Source organism: Flavonifractor sp. An4, assembly GCF_002161755.1.
Taxonomy (GTDB): domain Bacteria; phylum Bacillota; class Clostridia; order Oscillospirales; family Oscillospiraceae; genus Flavonifractor; species Flavonifractor avicola.
The window spans coordinates 133777-150860 of the sequence record NZ_NFIL01000001.1; the positions used below are offsets into that span (position 1 = coordinate 133777).

General features: G+C 58.4%; 15 protein-coding genes. 4 read left to right on the forward strand and 11 right to left on the reverse strand.

The features are described from left to right. Positions 1-21: 21 nt before the first annotated feature. From B5F94_RS00570 to udp, 11 genes are all read right to left on the reverse strand, one after another. A complete protein-coding gene (locus tag B5F94_RS00570; protein ID WP_087326550.1) occupies positions 22-777 on the reverse strand; it encodes an ABC transporter permease in 756 nt (251 codons plus the stop codon). Further along, complete coding sequence (locus B5F94_RS00575) at positions 770-1690, reverse strand: ABC transporter ATP-binding protein (RefSeq protein WP_087326555.1); 921 nt, start codon at positions 1688-1690, stop codon at positions 770-772. Before B5F94_RS00575 ends, B5F94_RS00570 begins: the two co-directional genes overlap by 8 nt. 100 nt (positions 1691-1790) lie before the next feature. Then, positions 1791-2480, reverse strand: a complete 690-nt coding sequence (locus B5F94_RS00580; RefSeq protein WP_087326558.1) for a response regulator transcription factor — start codon at positions 2478-2480, stop codon at positions 1791-1793. 24 nt (positions 2481-2504) lie between these two features. Further along, positions 2505-4229 carry an Rqc2 family fibronectin-binding protein gene (locus B5F94_RS00585; RefSeq protein ID WP_087326561.1) on the reverse strand — a complete coding sequence of 575 codons (1725 nt, stop codon included), beginning with the start codon at positions 4227-4229 and terminating at the stop codon, positions 2505-2507. Further along, the gene (locus B5F94_RS00590; protein ID WP_087326564.1) at positions 4220-4633 is read right to left on the reverse strand and encodes a Mini-ribonuclease 3; all 414 of its coding nucleotides are present in this window, start codon (positions 4631-4633) and stop codon (positions 4220-4222) included. Before B5F94_RS00590 ends, B5F94_RS00585 begins: the two co-directional genes overlap by 10 nt. A 61-nt stretch (positions 4634-4694) precedes the next feature. Then, a complete protein-coding gene (locus tag B5F94_RS00595; RefSeq protein WP_087326567.1) occupies positions 4695-5237 on the reverse strand; it encodes a hypothetical protein in 543 nt (180 codons plus the stop codon). 105 nt (positions 5238-5342) lie between these two features. Then, positions 5343-5489, reverse strand: a complete 147-nt coding sequence (locus tag B5F94_RS16365; protein ID WP_158094694.1) for a hypothetical protein — start codon at positions 5487-5489, stop codon at positions 5343-5345. Positions 5490-5665: 176 nt separating this feature from the next. Then, a complete protein-coding gene (locus B5F94_RS00600; protein ID WP_242965520.1) occupies positions 5666-7555 on the reverse strand; it encodes an ABC transporter ATP-binding protein in 1890 nt (629 codons plus the stop codon). After that, positions 7545-9287: an ABC transporter ATP-binding protein gene (locus B5F94_RS00605; protein ID WP_087326571.1), complete on the reverse strand. Its 1743-nt coding sequence runs from the start codon at positions 9285-9287 to the stop codon at positions 7545-7547. Before B5F94_RS00605 ends, B5F94_RS00600 begins: the two co-directional genes overlap by 11 nt. Before the next feature lie 78 nt (positions 9288-9365). Continuing rightward, the gene (locus B5F94_RS00610; RefSeq protein ID WP_242955454.1) at positions 9366-9800 is read right to left on the reverse strand and encodes a MarR family winged helix-turn-helix transcriptional regulator; all 435 of its coding nucleotides are present in this window, start codon (positions 9798-9800) and stop codon (positions 9366-9368) included. Positions 9801-10024: 224 nt separating this feature from the next. Next, entirely contained in the window at positions 10025-10795 is a 771-nt protein-coding gene (gene udp, locus B5F94_RS00615) for a uridine phosphorylase (RefSeq protein ID WP_087266660.1), read from the reverse strand. 248 nt (positions 10796-11043) lie between these two features. Between udp and B5F94_RS00620 the strand changes: the two genes are divergently transcribed. The 4 genes from B5F94_RS00620 to B5F94_RS00635 all read left to right on the forward strand — a co-directional run bounded on the left by B5F94_RS00620 (position 11044) and on the right by B5F94_RS00635 (position 17061). Continuing rightward, positions 11044-11733 (forward strand): hypothetical protein, encoded by a 690-nt coding sequence (locus tag B5F94_RS00620; protein WP_087326574.1) that lies wholly within the window; start codon positions 11044-11046, stop codon positions 11731-11733. Positions 11734-11962: 229 nt separating this feature from the next. Next, positions 11963-13354: a Trk system potassium transporter TrkA gene (gene trkA, locus B5F94_RS00625; protein ID WP_087326577.1), complete on the forward strand. Its 1392-nt coding sequence runs from the start codon at positions 11963-11965 to the stop codon at positions 13352-13354. Further along, positions 13351-14787, forward strand: a complete 1437-nt coding sequence (locus B5F94_RS00630) for a TrkH family potassium uptake protein (protein ID WP_087188965.1) — start codon at positions 13351-13353, stop codon at positions 14785-14787. The genes trkA and B5F94_RS00630 overlap by 4 nt, the downstream gene beginning before the upstream one ends. 132 nt (positions 14788-14919) lie before the next feature. Further along, positions 14920-17061, forward strand: a complete 2142-nt coding sequence (locus B5F94_RS00635) for a sodium-translocating pyrophosphatase (RefSeq protein WP_343212778.1) — start codon at positions 14920-14922, stop codon at positions 17059-17061. Positions 17062-17084: the final 23 nt, after the last annotated feature.

Sequence of the window (17084 nt, forward strand, 5' to 3'; positions counted from 1 at the left end):
TCTCCCTCCCGGCTCTGTCTGTCAGCGGATCTCTTTTTTCCGGAATGCCAGCAGGCCTACCAAAATGGACCCCGCCAGCACCACCAGGCCTACCACCCAGCACCGGCCCACATAGTCCCACTGGAAGGCATAGAGATGCAGCTGCTCCAGCATAACGGCGGGCATAAATTGCCGGATCATCTCAAAGGTCGGATGGATGAGCAGACCGCACAGTTGGAGGATGGAGGGCACCACACCCAGCAGGGCCACCGCCACAAAGGCGGCCAAGGTGGTGTTGCGCACCAGGAAATAACAGGCCAGTACCACGCCCTGGGCTCCCAGCCACAGGGGGAGCGCACCGGCGAGGGTGTAGCCCACCAGTGCCAGACCGGTCTGGTCCAGTTCATTGTGAGGCAGCAGCACCCAGCAGCCTGCCATATAGAGGGCCACCATCACCACCGCCGCCAGCAGTGCCACCAGGGTAGCCACCACCAGCTTGCCCAGGTAGATCCGCACCCGGGACACGCCGTAGGACACCTCATTTTTCAGAGTGTTGTGCTTATACTGCTCAGAAAAGACCATATCGCCGGTGAGGATGGTGGCGTACAGTCCGACGCTCAGCATCATGGGGATCATGATGACGGCGGAGTAAAAGTCCATTTGCGTGTTGCCGTTGGACCAAGTGAACCAGAACCCCCACAGCATCAGCCCCTCCAGGGCCAGCACCACCAGCAGGGTCAGGTAGAGATACTTTCTCCGGAATACTTTATAGCATTCAGCGGCCAGATAGTTACGCATGGCGGACACCTCCGATCATGGACAGGAAGTAGTCCTCCAGGTTGGCCCCCCGGCTCTCCAGGGAGCGCAGGGCCACGCCGCCCTCCACCAGCACCTTTGCCACTGTCTGGGGCTGGTCCAGGAAGCTGTACAGCCGCAGGATACCGCCGGAGAGCACCTCGTAGTCCCGGGTACCCAGCTTCTGCTCCAGCACCAGGGAGGCGGCGGAGGGGTCCTCCACCCCCACCTCGATGCAGGCCCGGCACTTCTCCTCCAGATCCCGGGCAGTGATCTGCTCCAGCATGACCCCGTTGTCGATGAAGCCGTAGCAGGTGGCCAGGTTGGCCAGCTCCGGCAGGATGTGGCTGGAGATGAGGATGGTGGTCTGCCGCTCCCGATTGAGCTTGAGCAGCAGGTTGCGGAACTCCACAATGCCCTCCGGGTCCAGACCATTGATGGGCTCGTCCAGCAGCAGGAAGTCGGGCCGGTTCATCAGCGCCAGAGCCAGGCCCAGCCGCTGCTTCATGCCCAGGGAAAAGTTCTTAAAGATCTTTTTTCCGGTGTTGGCCAGGTCAGTCTCCTCCAGCACCTGGTCCACCGTTCCTTTGCCGGGGATACCCCGCTGGATGCGATAGTATTCCAGGTTCTGCCGGGCGGTGAGGTAGGGATAGAAGCTGGGGGTCTCTACCATGACCCCGGTACGGGCACGCACCTTCATCAGGTCCTTACCCGTGGCCCCGAAGAGGGAGATCTCCCCCGCCGTAGGCACGGTCTGACCGGTCACCATGCGGATGATGGTGGTCTTTCCGGCGCCGTTGCGGCCTACCAGGCCATAGATCTGGCCCTTCTCCACCGTCAGCTCCGCCCGGTCCACCGCAGTGTGGGCCCCGTACCGCTTGGTCAGGCCCTTTGTGTGTAATACGGTATCTGTCATAGGGCATCAGCCTTTCTCTTGGTTTGTGATGCCAGTATACAGGCAAGTCAATAACCGGGCTTTAAGCAAAGGTGAAGAATGTTTAAAGTTGGGTGTGATCTTATAAATCGTTCAGTTTGAAGCCGATACCCCACACCGTCTTGATGTACTCCTTGGGGCTGGCTTTTGCCAGCTTGGACCGCAGATTGGAGATGTGGACGTTTACCGTATTGTCGTCCCCCATATACTCCCCGCCCCACACCTGCTGGTAGAGCTCCTCCCGGGTAAAAACCTTCTTGGGATGCTCCATCAACAGGGCCAAAATGCGGAATTCCCGGGCGGTGATGGTCACCGGCTTGCCGCCGGCAGTGACGGTGACACCCTCCTTGTCCAGCACCAGGTCCCCGTGGGTAAGCACAGCCCCGCCGCTCCCCCGGTCAAACTGTTTGTACCGGCGCAGCTGGGCCTCCACCCGGGCCAGCACCTCGGCGTTGTCGAAGGGCTTGGGGATGAAGTCATCCGCCCCCAGCCGCAGCACGTTCACCCGGTCCTCCAGCCCCGCCTTGGCAGAGAGGACGATGATGGGCATGGTTTTACGCCGGCGGAGCTGGGCAATAAACTCCTCCCCGGTCATGCCGGGGAGCATCAGGTCCAGCAGCACCAGATCATAGTCATACTGCTCCGCCCACAGGGCGGCTTCACTGCCCGAGTAAGCGGGCCGGCAGTCATAGCCCGCCCCGGTCAGGATCTTGCACAGCAGGTTATTGATGTCCTGGTCGTCTTCCACCACCAGGATGTGGCAGGTCTCCATATATGATCTCCTCCTGGTCCCCGGTTATTTCACCCGCAGCCGCTTAGCCAGCTCGTGGTCCGGGTCCACCACGGCGGTCTGATAGGTGGTATACACCACCATACCCGGCCGGGCCCCGGCGGGCTTTTTCACATACTTCACCGGCGTATAGTCTACCGGCACCCGGGTGCTGTCCCCCGCCTGAGAGAAGGTAGCCGCCAGAATGGCCGCCTCAGTGAGGCTCTGGGCGTCGGCCTCCCCTCCTTCCAGCCACAGGATCACGTGGGAGCCGTGGATCTTCTGGGTGTGGAGCCAGATGTCGCTCTTATAAGCCATCTTGGTGGTAAGCTGGTCGTTCTGGCTGTTGTTCTTGCCCACAGTGATGCGTAGGCCGGTGGTGGAGCGGAACTCCATGGGCTTGCCCGCCACCCGCTTCTCCCGCTTGGCGGCAGTCTTGGCCCGGCGGAGATAGCCGGTGTCAGTGAGCTCCTGGCGGATCTCCCCCAGGTCCCGCTCCCCCTCCGCCAGGCGGATGTTCTCCAGCACGCTGTTGAGATACTCCAGCTCGCGCTCGCCCTTCTCAATCTGGATGGTGAGCATCTCCTCCGCCTTCTTGGCCTTGTTGTAGTCCTTATAATATTTGGCGGCGTTCTGCTGAGGGGTGAGCAGTGGGTCCAGTTTGATGTCGATCTCACCATAGTCCGGGTCGTAGAAGTTCTGGGCATGGAGCACCGCCATCCCCTTCTCCATCCGGTGGAGATTGGAGGTGATGATGTCCCCCTGCTCCCGCAGCTTTTCCCGGTCAAAGGTGGCAGTCAGCTCCTTCTCCTGATTGGCCAGCTTGCGGGCAGTGCGGTCCCGGGCGTTGGTCACCGCTTTCACCAGATCCTGGCCCCGCTGCTTGACCCGCTCCGCCGCCTCCCGGCGCTCATAGAAGCCGTCCAGCAGGGCGGAAAAGCTGTCCTGCCGGATGCTCTCGGTCTCCGGCCCGTATTGCAGGATAGGCAGGAAGGAGAAATCCACCGGTTTGCCTTCCCGCACCAGCAAATATGCTGTAAAGTTATTCTGCTGTACAGCATTTTGCAGCTTGAGCAACTCCCGGACCAGGCACTCCTCTCCCCCAGCCCGGAACACGATTTCCCGGGCAATCAGGGGTGAAAAGCCGGTAAAGGTGTCCATCAGCAGCTTTTCCGGCTCCTTTCCCATGGGATTATCCAGCGCGGCCCTCAGCTCGTCCTCATCAAGTGTAAAGGGATTTAACTTTTCAGGTGCCGCAGGGGGGCGATAGAATAAACCGGGCAGCACCTGGCGCTGTCCCCTGGACAGATCGCCGTCGACGCGGCGGATACAGTCGATGATGCGCCCTTCCCCATCCAGCAGGATCAGGTTGGCGGAACGGCCCATGGCCTCCAGCACCAGACGGCGCTCCACCCGGTCCCCCAGCTCGTCTATGGTCTCCAACTTAAAGTCCAGGATACGCTCCAGGGGAGGCTGGTTCAGCTCCAGAATACGCCCGCCCAGCAGGTGTTTCCGCAGCAGCATACAGAACATGGGAGGCTTGTCCGGATTCTCCCGGTTCAGGGTGGTGAGGTGGGCCCTGGGGTGGCCGGGATTGGCGGAGAGCAGCAGCTTCAGATTCTCGCCCTGCCCCCGGAGGAAGAGCACGATCTCATCCCTGGTAGGCTGATAAATCTTGTCGATCTTCCCCCCCACCACGGCCCGGCGAAGTTCCTCCGCCACGGCGGTCAGGCACAGTGCGTCTAACGGCATTCCTCTTCCTCCATCATTACGGCAAACAGTTCATTGAGCCGGTCGGTGCGACCCTGAAGCCACAACCATCCGAACAGAGCCTCCAGGCCGGTAGCAGCCTGGTAGTCCGCCCGACTGGCATTCTGGGGCACACTGTGGGGGCTGGTGTTGCGGCCCCGGCGGAACACGTCCTGCTCCGCTTCCTCCAGCAGGGGGAGAATCTTCTCCACCGCTCTGGCCTGGGCGGGAGCCGCCACATAGCGGACCGTGGCCCGATGGAGGCCCTTGGAGGTGGCCTTGCCGTGGAGACACAGCCAGGAGCGCACCATCAGCTCAAACACACCATCCCCCAGATGGGCCAGCCCCAAGCTGCTGATCCCCTGGATCAGTTCCGGCCCGGCATTGAGATGAAAATAATCGATCATAGTTCATTCCTCATTTGTAAATAGGATCTCATTCTGTCAGTATAGCGCAAACACAGTGAAATTACAACAGATCGTCCAGCCGGGGGCAGCCGCCGGGCCGGAAGGGAAAACAGAGATAGTCCCGCCCCTCCAGCGTTTCCAGCCGTGCAAAGCAAAACAGCGGCGTCAACGGAAAAGGCCGGTCTTTCCGATACAGATAGGCCAGAAGAAAGCCACGCTCGTCCCGACAGATCAGAGCCGGACCTTTGGCGGCAGCGGCCAGCAGCGGCTCCCCCATCAGCCGGCCGGGATTGTCTTCCCGCTGCCACCCTGCCGGAAGCTTCTCTGCTCCATCAAAAGAGAATGCCAATACTGCCTGACAGCCCTCCGGCGGCCAGGCACCCTGCCGCTCCAGCTCGCTGATCGTCAAGGTACGTTCCAGCCGCAGAACACCCCCCTGCGGCACAAAGGTGCCTAACAGGGCTTTTCCTCCGGCTCCCGTGAGCCAGCACTTGTACAGCCCACAGCCATCGTTGGGCAGCTGAGCGGCACATACCGCCCGGCTCCGTTCCTCCCGCACCGTGAGCCAGCCCCGGCCCTCCCACAGTGAAAACCGCCGCTCCATACCCCGTCCCCCCTTTCTGCCATTCTATGCGCTCCGGGGACCAGACAGACGAACCGGGGGGATGCCAGACAAGGCATCCCCCCGGTTTTTTCTATGGGTATGGACTCAGCAGCAGCTGTTTCCGCAGCCGCAGTTGTTGCCGCAGCTATTACCGCCACCGCAGCAGCAGCACAGCAGGATGATGATCAGAATGATCCACAGGCAGCTACCGCCGCCAAAGCCACAGCCACAACCATTGTTGCACCCCATCATAGAAGTACCTCCCGGTTTAAATGTTAGAAACCTGGAGCTGGCGGCGGAGCTTCCCGCTGTCCGGCCCGGTCTCATTCCATACTATGCCGCGCTCCGGAGGTGGTGCGTACTGAACGAAAAAATAGCGGGCCGCCCCGGTCATACCGGGGCGGCCCGCCGCAAAGCGAAGGTTTTACTTACTCCAGCTCAAAAGCGCCGGTGTATAGCTGATAGTAGAGGCCATGCTGCGCGATCAGGTCCTCGTGATCGCCCCGCTCCACAATACGGCCGTGGTCCAGCACCATAATGGCGTCGGAGTTGCGTACGGTAGACAGGCGGTGGGCAATGACAAAGACGGTTCGCCCGCACATCAGGGAGTCCATGCCCTGCTGGACGATAGCCTCGGTACGGGTATCGATGGAAGAGGTGGCCTCATCCAAAATCATCACCGGGGGATCGGCCACAGCGGCCCGGGCAATGGCAATGAGCTGCCGCTGGCCCTGGGACAGGTTGGCGCCGTTGCCGGTAAGCATAGTGTCGTACCCCTGAGGCAGCCGCCGGATGAAGTCGTCAGCATTGGCTAACACAGCGGCGGCCTCCACCTCTTCATCGGTGGCGTTCAGGTTGCCGTAGCGGATGTTCTCCCGGACGGTACCGGTAAACAGGTTGGTATCCTGAAGCACGATGCCCAGAGAACGGCGCAGATCCGGCTTCTTGATGTCGTTGATGGAGATGCCATCGTAGTGGATCTTGCCGTCGGCAATGTCATAGAAGCGGTTGATCAGGTTGGTAATGGTGGTCTTGCCTGCGCCGGTGGCGCCAACAAAGGCCAGCTTCTGGCCAGGCTTGGCAAAGAGGCTGATGTCGTGGAGGATGGTCTTGCCCTCCTCGTAGGCAAAGTCCACATGATCAAAGCGCACATCGCCGGCCAGCTTGACATACTGGAAGGAGCCGTCCTCCTGAGGTACCTTCCAGGCCCACAAGTTGGTGTGCTCGTCGGTCTCATGAAGGCTGCCCTCCTGATTAAAGGCCACATTCACCAGAGTCACGGTGCCGTGGTCCTCCTCGGCAGGTTCATCCATCAGATCAAAGATACGCTGGGCGCCGGCCAGAGCCATGACCACCGAGTTGAGCTGCTGGGAGATCTGGCTGATGGGGTTGGACAAGCTCTTGGACAGCTGGAGGAAGGTAGCGATGACGCCCAGGGTGATGCCGGGGCCAATGCCGCTGAGGGCCAGAGCACCGCCGGCCATGGCGATGATGACATACTGGGCATTGCCGATATTAATCAGGATGGGCATGAGGATGTTGGCGTACTTATTGGCCTTGTCGGCGCTCTCAAAGAGGGCGTCGTTTACCTTATCAAAGCCCTCCTGGGCCTCCTCCTCATGGCAGAAGACCTTGACTACCTTCTGGCCGTTGATCATCTCTTCAATATAGCCGTTCAGATCGCCCAGCTTCACCTGCTGGCGAATGAAGTAGCGGCCGCTGCGGCCGGCCAGGAACCGGGTCACCAGCAGCATACCGATGATGCAAAGAATTACCACGCCGGTAAGCAGCAAATTGGTGAAGATCATGCCCACAAAGGCCACCACAATCATCATCAGAGAGTTGATGACCTGGGGGATGCTCTGGGAAAACATCTGACGGAGGGTATCCACGTCGTTGGTGTATACACTCATCACGTCGCCGTGAGCGTGGGTATCAAAATACTTGATGGGCAGGGACTGCATATGGCTGAACAGATCATCCCGGATCTTTTTCTGTACGCCCTGAGAGATGGTAACCATCAGACGGTTGTAGGCAAGGGCACACAGGGCACCGGCAAGATAGAGGCAGCCCATGAGAATAAGGGCATGGAGCAGGCCGTCAAACACCGGGTTATCCATGGCCAGCAGATCGGTGATATACACGTCGATGAGGGAGCCCAAAAATAGCGAGCCGGACACCGAGGCGATGGCGCTGATCAGGATGCATACCAACACCAGCAGGAACCGGAACCCGTATCCCCGCTTGACGTACTGCATCAGGCGGCGTATCGTGCGGGAGCGGTTCACAGGAGGCTTCTGTCTCATATCAGGTTTCATCTTCGCCGCCTCCTTTGGTCTGGGATTCATAAATCTCGCGGTAAATTTCGCAGGTCTTGAGCAGTTCCTCATGGGTACCCATGGCGGAAATCTTGCCGCCGTCCATCACCAGGATTTTGTCGGCGTCCTCAATGGAGGAGATACGCTGGGCAATGATGAACTTGGTGGTGTCGGGGATCTCCTCCCGGAACGCCTTGCGGATCAGGGCGTCGGTCTTGGTGTCCACTGCAGAGGTGGAGTCATCCAGAATGAGGATCTTGGGCTTCTTCAGCAGAGCCCGGGCAATACACAGGCGCTGCTTCTGGCCGCCGGACACGTTGGAACCGCCCTGCTCGATGTGAGTATCGTACTTGTCGGGAAACTCCTGGATGAAGGGATCAGCCTGGGCCAGCTTACACACCCGGACCATCTCTTCGTCGGTGGCCTCCTTGTTGCCCCAGCGCAGATTCTCCTTAATGGTACCGGAGAAAAGCACGTTCTTCTGGAGCACCATGGCCACCTGCTCACGCAGAGCCTCCATATCGTAGTCCCGCACATCCACGCCGCCTACCAGCACGCGGCCCTCAGTGGCATCGTACAGACGGGGGATCAGCTGGACCAGGGTGGTCTTGGAGGTACCGGTACCACCCAGAATGCCCACGGTCTCGCCGGACTTGATGGTGAGATTCACGTCCTTCAGACACTCCTTGGTGGGGTCCTTGGCGTAGCTGAAGCTGACGTTCTCAAAGACCACGGAACCGTCCTTCACCTCATGGATGGGATCGGGGCCGTTCTTCAGGTCGCTCTCCTCGTTGAGCAGTTCCACGATTCGCTCGGCAGAAGCCCGGGCCAGAATGATCATCATCAGCACCATGGACAGCATCATCAGACTCATGAGGATCATCATGATGTAGCTGAACATACTGGTCAGCTGTCCGGTGGTCAGCTCGCCGCCCACCACCAGGTTGGCGCCAATCCAGGACACAGTGAGCATACAGGCGTAGACACAGATCTGCATCAGCGGCATATTGAATGCCACGATCTTTTCCGCCTTGGAGAAGTCCATATAGATCTCATTGGACACCTTGCCGAACTTCTCCTTCTCATGATCCTCCCGCACAAAGGACTTCACAACACGGATGCCCAGCAGGTTCTCCTCCACCACGTTGTTCAGCCAGTCATACTTCTTGAACACACGCTCGAAGACAGGGTGGGCCGATTTCATAATGAGCAGAACACCCGCTGCCAGAATAGGAATGACCACCAGGAAGATCAGCGCCAGCTTGGGATTGAGGGTAAAGGTAAGGAACCAGGCGCAGATCAGCATGATGGGGCAGCGCACCGCAATACGGATAATCATCATAAAGGCCATCTGCACGTTGGTCACATCAGTGGTCAGACGGGTAATGATACCGCCGGTGGAGAATTTATCGATGTTGGAAAAGGAAAACTTCTGTACGTTCTGGTACATCTCACGGCGCAGATTGCGGGAGAAGCCGGTGGAGGCCCGGGCCGCGAACCGGCCGGACAGGCCGCCCAGCAGCAGTGCCATCAATGCCATGGCCACAACCAGCAGGCCGTACTGAATGATCCGGCTCATATTGCCCGCTTTGACGCCCTCGTCCAGCAGCTTGCCGGTCATCATGGGAATCAGTACATCGAAGGCCACCTCTCCGATCACGAAGATGGGTGTAAGGATGGTAGCCGTCTTGAATTCCCCAATGCAGCTGATTAAGCCGCGTTTCTTCTTCATAGGGTTCCCTCCTTAGGATTTGCGCGTAAACCACAGTCTACGCAGGAATGACGCACTGTAAGCCGCCACACGGACGGCTTACATCAGATTCTGCTTCAGTTTTTCCACCGTGCTGAGGAATTGCTCCACCTCCGCCTGACTCAGCCCCTGGGTCAACAGGTCTTCCACACTGTTGATCCGATCGATGATCTCCTGATGGAGCGCATCCGCCTTGGCAGTGGTGGTCACCCGCTTGAGCCGGGCGTCCCGTTCCACTGACTGCCGCACGATAAAGCCTTGAGCCTCCAGCCGCTTGAGCAGCCGGGATGCCGTAGACCGCCGGATATAGAAGGCTTCCTCAATATCCTTTTGGCAGATCTCCTGGTCCCGATTATGACACAAAAAACCCAGCAGCTTCACCTGCATCTCGGTAAAATCGTCTCCTTCCGGTGTGCAGGTCATCTCCAAAACCTTTCGCCGCAGCAGATTGGACAGGGCTTTGATCTCATAGCCCACATGGCGCTCCTGCCGCATCACGTCATCTCCTTTTTCTGTACTATGTTTAGTTTAGTTTGTCTGCTAACAGTTGTCAATGCACAACATTAACAAAACACATAAGTTGATCTCCCTGTAATTCTGTTACCGAATTTGCTACGATATCCGGTATATTGTCAGACAAACATACCCGTTTGGGGAGCGCTGTACAGCAGCAAAAAAGGGCCCGCCGCATATTGCGGCAGGCCCTGATGCAGGCATTTTCAGTTTTTCTCCCTGTCGGCCTCGATCAACAGCTTGACCGCCTCGATACCAACCTCCAGAGCGGCGGACAGGTCGTGGCTCTCGGTCTGATCCAGGCCGGCGGCCTCCCGCTCCTGATTCCAGATTACATGGAAGCAGGAGCCGCACCGCACGCCCAGTGCGGCGGCGCAGCAGAACAAAGCCGCCGACTCCATCTCAGAGGCCAGCACGCCAAGGCGCTTCCAGGCCTCCCACTTATAAAGCAGTTCCTGAGCCACCGGCATCCGGGCCGGACTGTGCTGCCCATAGAAAGAGTCCTTGCACTGGACCACGCCAGCGTGCCACGGCTTCCCCAGGTTCTTGGCCGCCTGGACCAGAGCGGTCTGGACTTCATAATCGGACACAGCGGGGAATTCAATGGGCGCGTACTCCCGGCTGGTACCCTCGTGGCGCACCGCGCCGGTAGCAATCACCACATCGTCGCTTTTGACAGGCAGAGCAATACCGCCGCAGGTACCCACACGAATAAAGGTATCCGCCCCGATGTTATGTAGCTCCTCCATGGCAATCACAGCGGAGGGACCCCCGATGCCGGTGGAGCATACGCTCACCTTTTCGCCCAACAGCGTGCCGGTATAAATGGTATATTCCCGATTACTGCCGATCTTCACCGGATTATCAAAATAAGCGGCTATCTTCTCGCAGCGGCCCGGATCACCAGGCAGAAAGCAATAGCGGCCCACGTCGCCCTGCTTACATTTTATATGGAACTGCAATTCATGTTCATGCATCTCGGATACCTCCTCGGTGTCGCATACATCCCTTTCATCCCCGGATCAGACCGGGTATGGTCCACGGACGAGCGTACTGTATTATATCAGTTTCTGCTCCCCTTTGCAAGGTGCACAAATATCTCTCCTTTTTGTAACGTTTTGTTGTTGTATTTTTGTTTCATCCGTTTTAGAATAGTTCTGCTGAAGGACAGGCTGCATTTTTACCTGGTCCGGCAGACATCACGATTTAAAAGGAGGCGGCGAATGTGAAGCGGGCAGCCCTAATGACCGTACTGGCTCTGCTGTGCGGACTGGTTCTGGGTTCTATGGTGGGACTGTCTCTCTCTTCCTCTAATAACTCCGCTGCTGTCTCTTCCTCCATTCCTACTGTCGCCTATAATCAGCATACCTACGCCTCCGCTGTTCCTACGGAGCCACCCCTGGATGTCAACGACAATACGCTGCTCCTGGAGCGTGCCAGTCAGGTATTGGAGGCACTCAAGCAGGAAGATTATTCCGCGCTCTCCCAGCTGGTCCATCCCAGGCGGGGGGTCACCCTGACGCCTTACTCCACCGTGGACCATTCCTGCGACAATGTACTCTCGCAAGATCAGGTGGCCGGTTTAGCGGAAGATAAACAGCTCTACACCTGGGGTCTGGCTGTGGGCTCCGGCTCCCCCATCCGCTGCACCTCCAAGGACTATTTTGCCCGCTATGTTTTTAACGCCGACTATACTGAAGCTCCCCAGATGGGGATTGATACCGTGCTAATCAGTGGAAACGCCCTGGAAAACGTGGCTGATGCCTATCCCAACGGTCGTTTTGTGGAATACCACTTCCCTGGTATCGATCCCGCGCTGGAGGGCTTTGACTGGTGCTCTCTCAAGCTGGTTTTTGAGATCTGGAACAACGACTGGTACCTGGTGGGCATCATCCACGGCGAATGGACCAGTTAATCATCCTGCCGCCGCCCAATCTGCCGGTCACAGACCGGCAGATTTTTTGTCCGGGAAATCTTTCTTTTGCTTTCCCGAAGTTTGTCGGAATGATGAAAGAATACTTGCATCTACTGACAGATTGCGTTAAGATGGAGGCTACAATCATACATCATGAATGGACCGCTCTCGCCTGATTTATATAGAGCGTCTACAAAGGGACCCTGATCCCTGAAAGGATGGATATTACTTGAAGATCATCATTGTGGGGGATGGAAAGGTTGGTTTTACACTGGCGGAACATCTGTCTCAGGAGGAGCACAACGTCACGGTAATCGACACCAATGACGACGCCCTGCGCCACGCCTCGGAATCTCTGGATGTTATGTGTGTCAAGGGCAACGGCGCCTCCATCTCCGCTCTGAAGGAATCGGGTGTTGAGTCGGCAGACGTGCTCATTGCCGCCACCAGTCTGGACGAGATCAACATGGTCTGCTGCCTCACCGCAAAACAGCTGGGCGCCAAATTTACCATCGCTCGGGTACGCAATGTGGAGTATGCCATGGAGCTGTCCCACATGAAGCGGGAACTGGGCATTGATCTGGCTATTAACCCGGAGAATGCCACTGCCGTGGAGATCTCCCGCCTGCTTCGTTTCCCCAGCGCGGCCAACATCGAAACCTTCTGCCGGGGGCGGGTGGAGTTAATCGGCTTCCGAGTACGGGAGGGCGACTTTCTGGCCGACCAGCCTCTGTCCGCCCAGACCAGCAAGATCCGGGAGCTGCCCATGCTCCTGTGCGCGGCGGAGCGGGAAGACGGCGAGGTCATCATTCCTGACGGCACCTTTATTCCCCGGGTAGGCGACCGGCTCTATCTGGTGGGTCAGCCCGCCGGCCTGACCGCCTTCTTCCGCCTGCTGGGACGGCACATTCCCAAGCTGCATTCCGCCTTTATCATCGGCGGCGGACGCATCGCCCATTATCTGACCAGCATTCTGCTCAAGATGGGAATGCAGGTCAAGATCGTGGAGCGTAACCCGGAGCACTGCCGTCACCTCAGCGATGTGCTTCCCCAGGCCCTTATTATTCAGGGCGACGGCACCGACCAGGAGCTGCTGGAGGAGGAAAACGCCAGCGCTTCCGATGCCTTTATTGCCCTCACCGACCGGGACGAGGACAATATCATCATCTCCCTCTACGCCATGCAGCAGGGCGTGAAAAAGGTAGTGGCCAAGTCCAACCGGCAGAACTATACCAGCATCGCCCACGCCGCCGGTCTGGACAGTGTGATCTCCCCCAAGCTCATCACCGCCAGCCACATTCTTCAGGTGGTCCGCGGAATGCAGAATTCCAAAGGCAGCGTGATGAACGCCCTGTACAAGATCTGCGACGGACACGCGGAAGCTCTGGAGTTCATCGCCAATGAGACCACTCACAATCAGGGTGTGCCGCTGAAGGATCTGCGGCTGAAAAAGGGCATCCTTATCGCCGTGCTGGTCCACCAGGGTAAGATCATCATTCCTGACGGCTCCAGTTCCATTTCCGCGGGCGATACGGTGATTCTGATCTCCCGCAACCACGGCATTCTGGACCTCAATGATATTTACGAGGACTCTCTGCTGGATCTGGGGGCGGCGCAATGAACTTCAGACTGGTATTTAAAGTAGCCGGAAAGACCCTGATGGTGGAGGCTATCACCATGCTGCTGCCGCTGCTGGTGTGTCTGATCTATCAGGAGGACCCCACCCCCTTTCTCTTCACCATACCGCTGGTCATGGTAATCGGCTTCGCACTTTCCCTTCTGCCCAGCGACGACCACTTCTTTACCCGGGAAGGCTTTTTCGCGGTGGCACTGATCTGGCTGCTGGTAGGCGCCTTCGGCGCGCTTCCCTTCTATTTCAGCGGCTATTTCTCCTCTTACATAGATTGCTTTTTTGAAGCTGTCTCCGGCTTTACCACCACCGGCGCATCCATTCTGACCGCGGTGGAGCCGCTGCCTCGCGGCATTCTGTTCTGGCGCTCCTTCATCCACTGGCTGGGCGGTATGGGCGTGCTTATTCTTACCATCGCACTGCTGCCCAGTCTGGGGTCCCGCACTCTCCACCTGATGAGGGCCGAAAGTCCCGGTCCTGTAGTCAGCAAGCTGGTCCCCAAGAGTAGCCAGTCCTCCAAGATCCTGTACGGGATCTACTGCGGTCTGACCGCCATTGAGATCATCATTCTGAAGATCGCCGGGATGCCCTGGTATGACAGCATCGTTCACTCCTTCGCCACAGCAGGCACCGGCGGCTTTTCCACCAGAAACATCTCCATTGCCGCCTACGGCAGTCCCGCCATTGAGATCATCATTACGATCTTTATGCTGCTGTTCTCCGTGAACTTCTCCCTCTACTTCTTGCTGCTCTGCGGAAAGGTGAAGCAGGTACTGAAAAGTGACGAGTTGCGCTTCTTCCTGATCGTAGTCTTTGCCAGTATCACGCTGATCTCCATCAATATCTGGAATCTTTACCCCACCGGCGGAGAATCCATCCGCCATGCCGCCTTCCAGGTCGGTTCCATCATCTCCACCACTGGCTTCGCCAGCACGGATTTCAACCTATGGCCGGAGTTCTCCAGAACCCTGCTGGTGCTGCTCATGTTTATCGGCGCCTGCGCCGGCTCCACCGGCGGCGCTATCAAGTGTTCCCGTGTCCTGCTGCTGGGCCGTTGCATCAAGCGGGAGATCCGCCAGGTTATCCATCCCCGGGCCGTCAACGTGGTCAAACTGGACGGTCGTGTAGTGGATGAGACCGCCCTTCGTTCCGTCCAGATCTTCTTTGCTGCCTATATCTTTATCACCCTGGGCGCCACACTCTTGGTCTCTGTGGACAACAACTCCTTCGGTACCACCTTTACTGCGGTGGTCTCCTGCATCGGCAACATCGGTCCCGGTCTGGAATTGGTAGGCCCCATGGGCAACTACGCTTTCTTCTCCGGCTTCTCCAAACTGGTGCTTTCCCTGTGCATGATTGTGGGCCGCCTTGAGGTTTTGCCCATTCTGGTGCTCTTTAGCGGAAATGCATGGAAACGGTCTTAAACTGTCCATTCGTTTTTGTCCAAAGCGTCAAATCCTCGGATTTGACGCTTTCTTTTTTGAATACTCTTGCCAAACGGATGTATTTTGAGGTATTATAATGTTGTCTGTAAAACCGGAAACCCTTGCGCTACAATGGTTTCCGAATTAAAGGAGTTGGGTAAGATGATCGAAAACCTCTTTTGGCTCGGTCTAGTAGGCGCTTTTATCGCGCTAATCTTCGCCGTAGCCCAAGCAAGGAAGGTGCTAAAGTTTTCCGAAGGCACTGAACTAATGCAAAAGCTCGCCGCCTCTATCCGCAAAGGCGCTAACGCTTACCTTAAGCGCCAGTATACCACTGTCGCAAAGATCTTTATTGTAGTCTTCGTGATTTTACTTATTCTGGCAGGAGTGGGTATGCTGGATAACTGGTTTATCCCCTTCGCCTTCCTCACCGGCGGTATCTATTCCGGCCTGGCTGGTTTTGTTGGCATGAAGATCGCCACCTCCGCCAACGCCCGTACCGCCAACGCCGCTCATGAAAGCCTGAACCGGGGCCTCAACGTGGCTTTCTCCTCCGGCGCCGTCATGGGCTTCACCGTGGTGGGTCTTGGCCTGCTGGACGTGTCCATCTGGTTCCACATCCTGAAGTACATTGCTCACTTTGAAGCCGCCAAGATCGCCCAGACCATGGTTATGTTCGGCATGGGCGCCTCCTTTATGGCTCTGTTCGGCCGCGTGGGCGGCGGTATCTTCACCAAGGCCGCCGACGTGGGCGCCGACCTGGTGGGTAAGGTTGAGGCCGGTATCCCCGAGGATGACCCCCGTAACCCCGCTACCATCGCCGACAACGTGGGCGACAACGTGGGCGACGTGGCCGGCATGGGTGCCGACCTGTACGAGTCCTACGTGGGTTCCATTCTGGCTACCTTCGCTCTGGGTGCTGCCGCTTATGCCAGCGACAACATGACCTGGAACGCCATACTGCTGCCCTTGGTTATCGCCGTGGTGGGCGTGATCTGCTCCGTGCTGGGCAGCTTCCTGATCCGCACCAAGGAGAACGCCACCCAGAAGTCCCTGCTGGCCACCCTGCGTAAGGGCACCTACACCGCTGCTGTTCTGGCCGCAATCGCCGCCGCCCCCATCACCTACTTCATCATGGGTTCCTGGGGCCCCTACATCTCCATCCTGGCCGGTCTGGTGGCTGGCTGCGCCATTGGTTACTTCACCGAGTACTACACCTCCGACACCTACAAGCCCACCCAGGGCCTGGCCGACTCCACTGAGACCGGCGCCGCTACCACCATCATCGGCGGTATTTCCCTGGGTATGCTCTCCACCGCCGCTCCCATTATCATCATCGGCATCGCTATCATCGTCTCCTTCCTGGCCTCCGGCGGCTCTCTGACCACCGGCGGCGCCGACTATGAGCTGCTCTTCTCCAAGGGCCTGTACGGCATTGGTATCGCCGCCGTGGGTATGCTGTCCACCCTGGGCATCACCCTGGCCACCGACGCCTACGGCCCCGTGGCCGACAACGCCGGCGGCATCGCCGAGATGAGCGGCCTGGGCGAGGAGGTCCGCAACCGTACCGACGCTCTGGACTCCCTGGGCAACACCACCGCCGCCACCGGTAAGGGCTTCGCCATCGGCTCTGCCGCCCTCACCGCTCTGGCTCTGCTGGTCTCCTATGTAGACGTGGTCAAGGGCAAGCTGGACCACGCCATGGACCTGTCCCTCACCAACCCCGCCGTGCTGGTGGGTCTGTTCGTGGGCGCCATGCTTACCTTCATCTTCGCCGCCCTCACCATGAGCGGCGTGCAGCGTGCCGCCCAGTCCATCGTGGTGGAGGTTCGCCGTCAGTTCCGTGAGATCTCCGGCATCATGGAAGGCAAGGCTGATCCCGACTACGCGTCCTGCGTGGACCTGTGCACCAAGGGCGCTCTGCATGAGATGGTTATCCCCTCCCTGCTGGCCATTATCGTCCCCGTCATCGTGGGCCTGATCCTGGGCGCTGAGGCCGTTGTGGGCCTGCTGGGCGGCGTTACCGTCACCGGCTTCGTGGTTGCCGTGTTCATGTCCAACGCCGGCGGCGCTTGGGATAACGCCAAGAAGTACATTGAGGCCGGCCACCACGGCGGCAAGGGTTCCGATTGCCACAAGGCCGCCGTGATCGGCGACACCGTGGGCGACCCCTTCAAGGACACCTCCGGCCCCTCTCTGAACATCCTGATCAAGCTGTGCTCCACCGTTTCCATCGTGTTCTCCGGCCTGATCACCACCATTCACCTGTTCTAATCCAGCATAAAAAAAGGACGCCT

Coding starts and splice junctions, on each gene's coding strand:
- B5F94_RS00580 (WP_087326558.1), bottom strand. CDS start 2,480: ATGGAGACCTGCCACATCCTGGTGGTGGAAGACGACCAGGACATCAAT.
- B5F94_RS16365 (WP_158094694.1), bottom strand. CDS start 5,489: ATGATGGGGTGCAACAATGGTTGTGGCTGTGGCTTTGGCGGCGGTAGC.
- B5F94_RS00600 (WP_242965520.1), bottom strand. CDS start 7,555: ATGAAACCTGATATGAGACAGAAGCCTCCTGTGAACCGCTCCCGCACG.
- B5F94_RS00595 (WP_087326567.1), bottom strand. CDS start 5,237: ATGGAGCGGCGGTTTTCACTGTGGGAGGGCCGGGGCTGGCTCACGGTG.
- B5F94_RS00570 (WP_087326550.1), bottom strand. CDS start 777: ATGCGTAACTATCTGGCCGCTGAATGCTATAAAGTATTCCGGAGAAAG.
- B5F94_RS00590 (WP_087326564.1), bottom strand. CDS start 4,633: ATGATCGATTATTTTCATCTCAATGCCGGGCCGGAACTGATCCAGGGG.
- udp (WP_087266660.1), bottom strand. CDS start 10,795: ATGCATGAACATGAATTGCAGTTCCATATAAAATGTAAGCAGGGCGAC.
- B5F94_RS00635 (WP_343212778.1), top strand. CDS start 14,920: ATGGTTTCCGAATTAAAGGAGTTGGGTAAGATGATCGAAAACCTCTTT.
- B5F94_RS00610 (WP_242955454.1), bottom strand. CDS start 9,800: ATGCGGCAGGAGCGCCATGTGGGCTATGAGATCAAAGCCCTGTCCAAT.
- B5F94_RS00585 (WP_087326561.1), bottom strand. CDS start 4,229: ATGCCGTTAGACGCACTGTGCCTGACCGCCGTGGCGGAGGAACTTCGC.
- B5F94_RS00575 (WP_087326555.1), bottom strand. CDS start 1,690: ATGACAGATACCGTATTACACACAAAGGGCCTGACCAAGCGGTACGGG.
- B5F94_RS00630 (WP_087188965.1), top strand. CDS start 13,351: ATGAACTTCAGACTGGTATTTAAAGTAGCCGGAAAGACCCTGATGGTG.
- B5F94_RS00605 (WP_087326571.1), bottom strand. CDS start 9,287: ATGAAGAAGAAACGCGGCTTAATCAGCTGCATTGGGGAATTCAAGACG.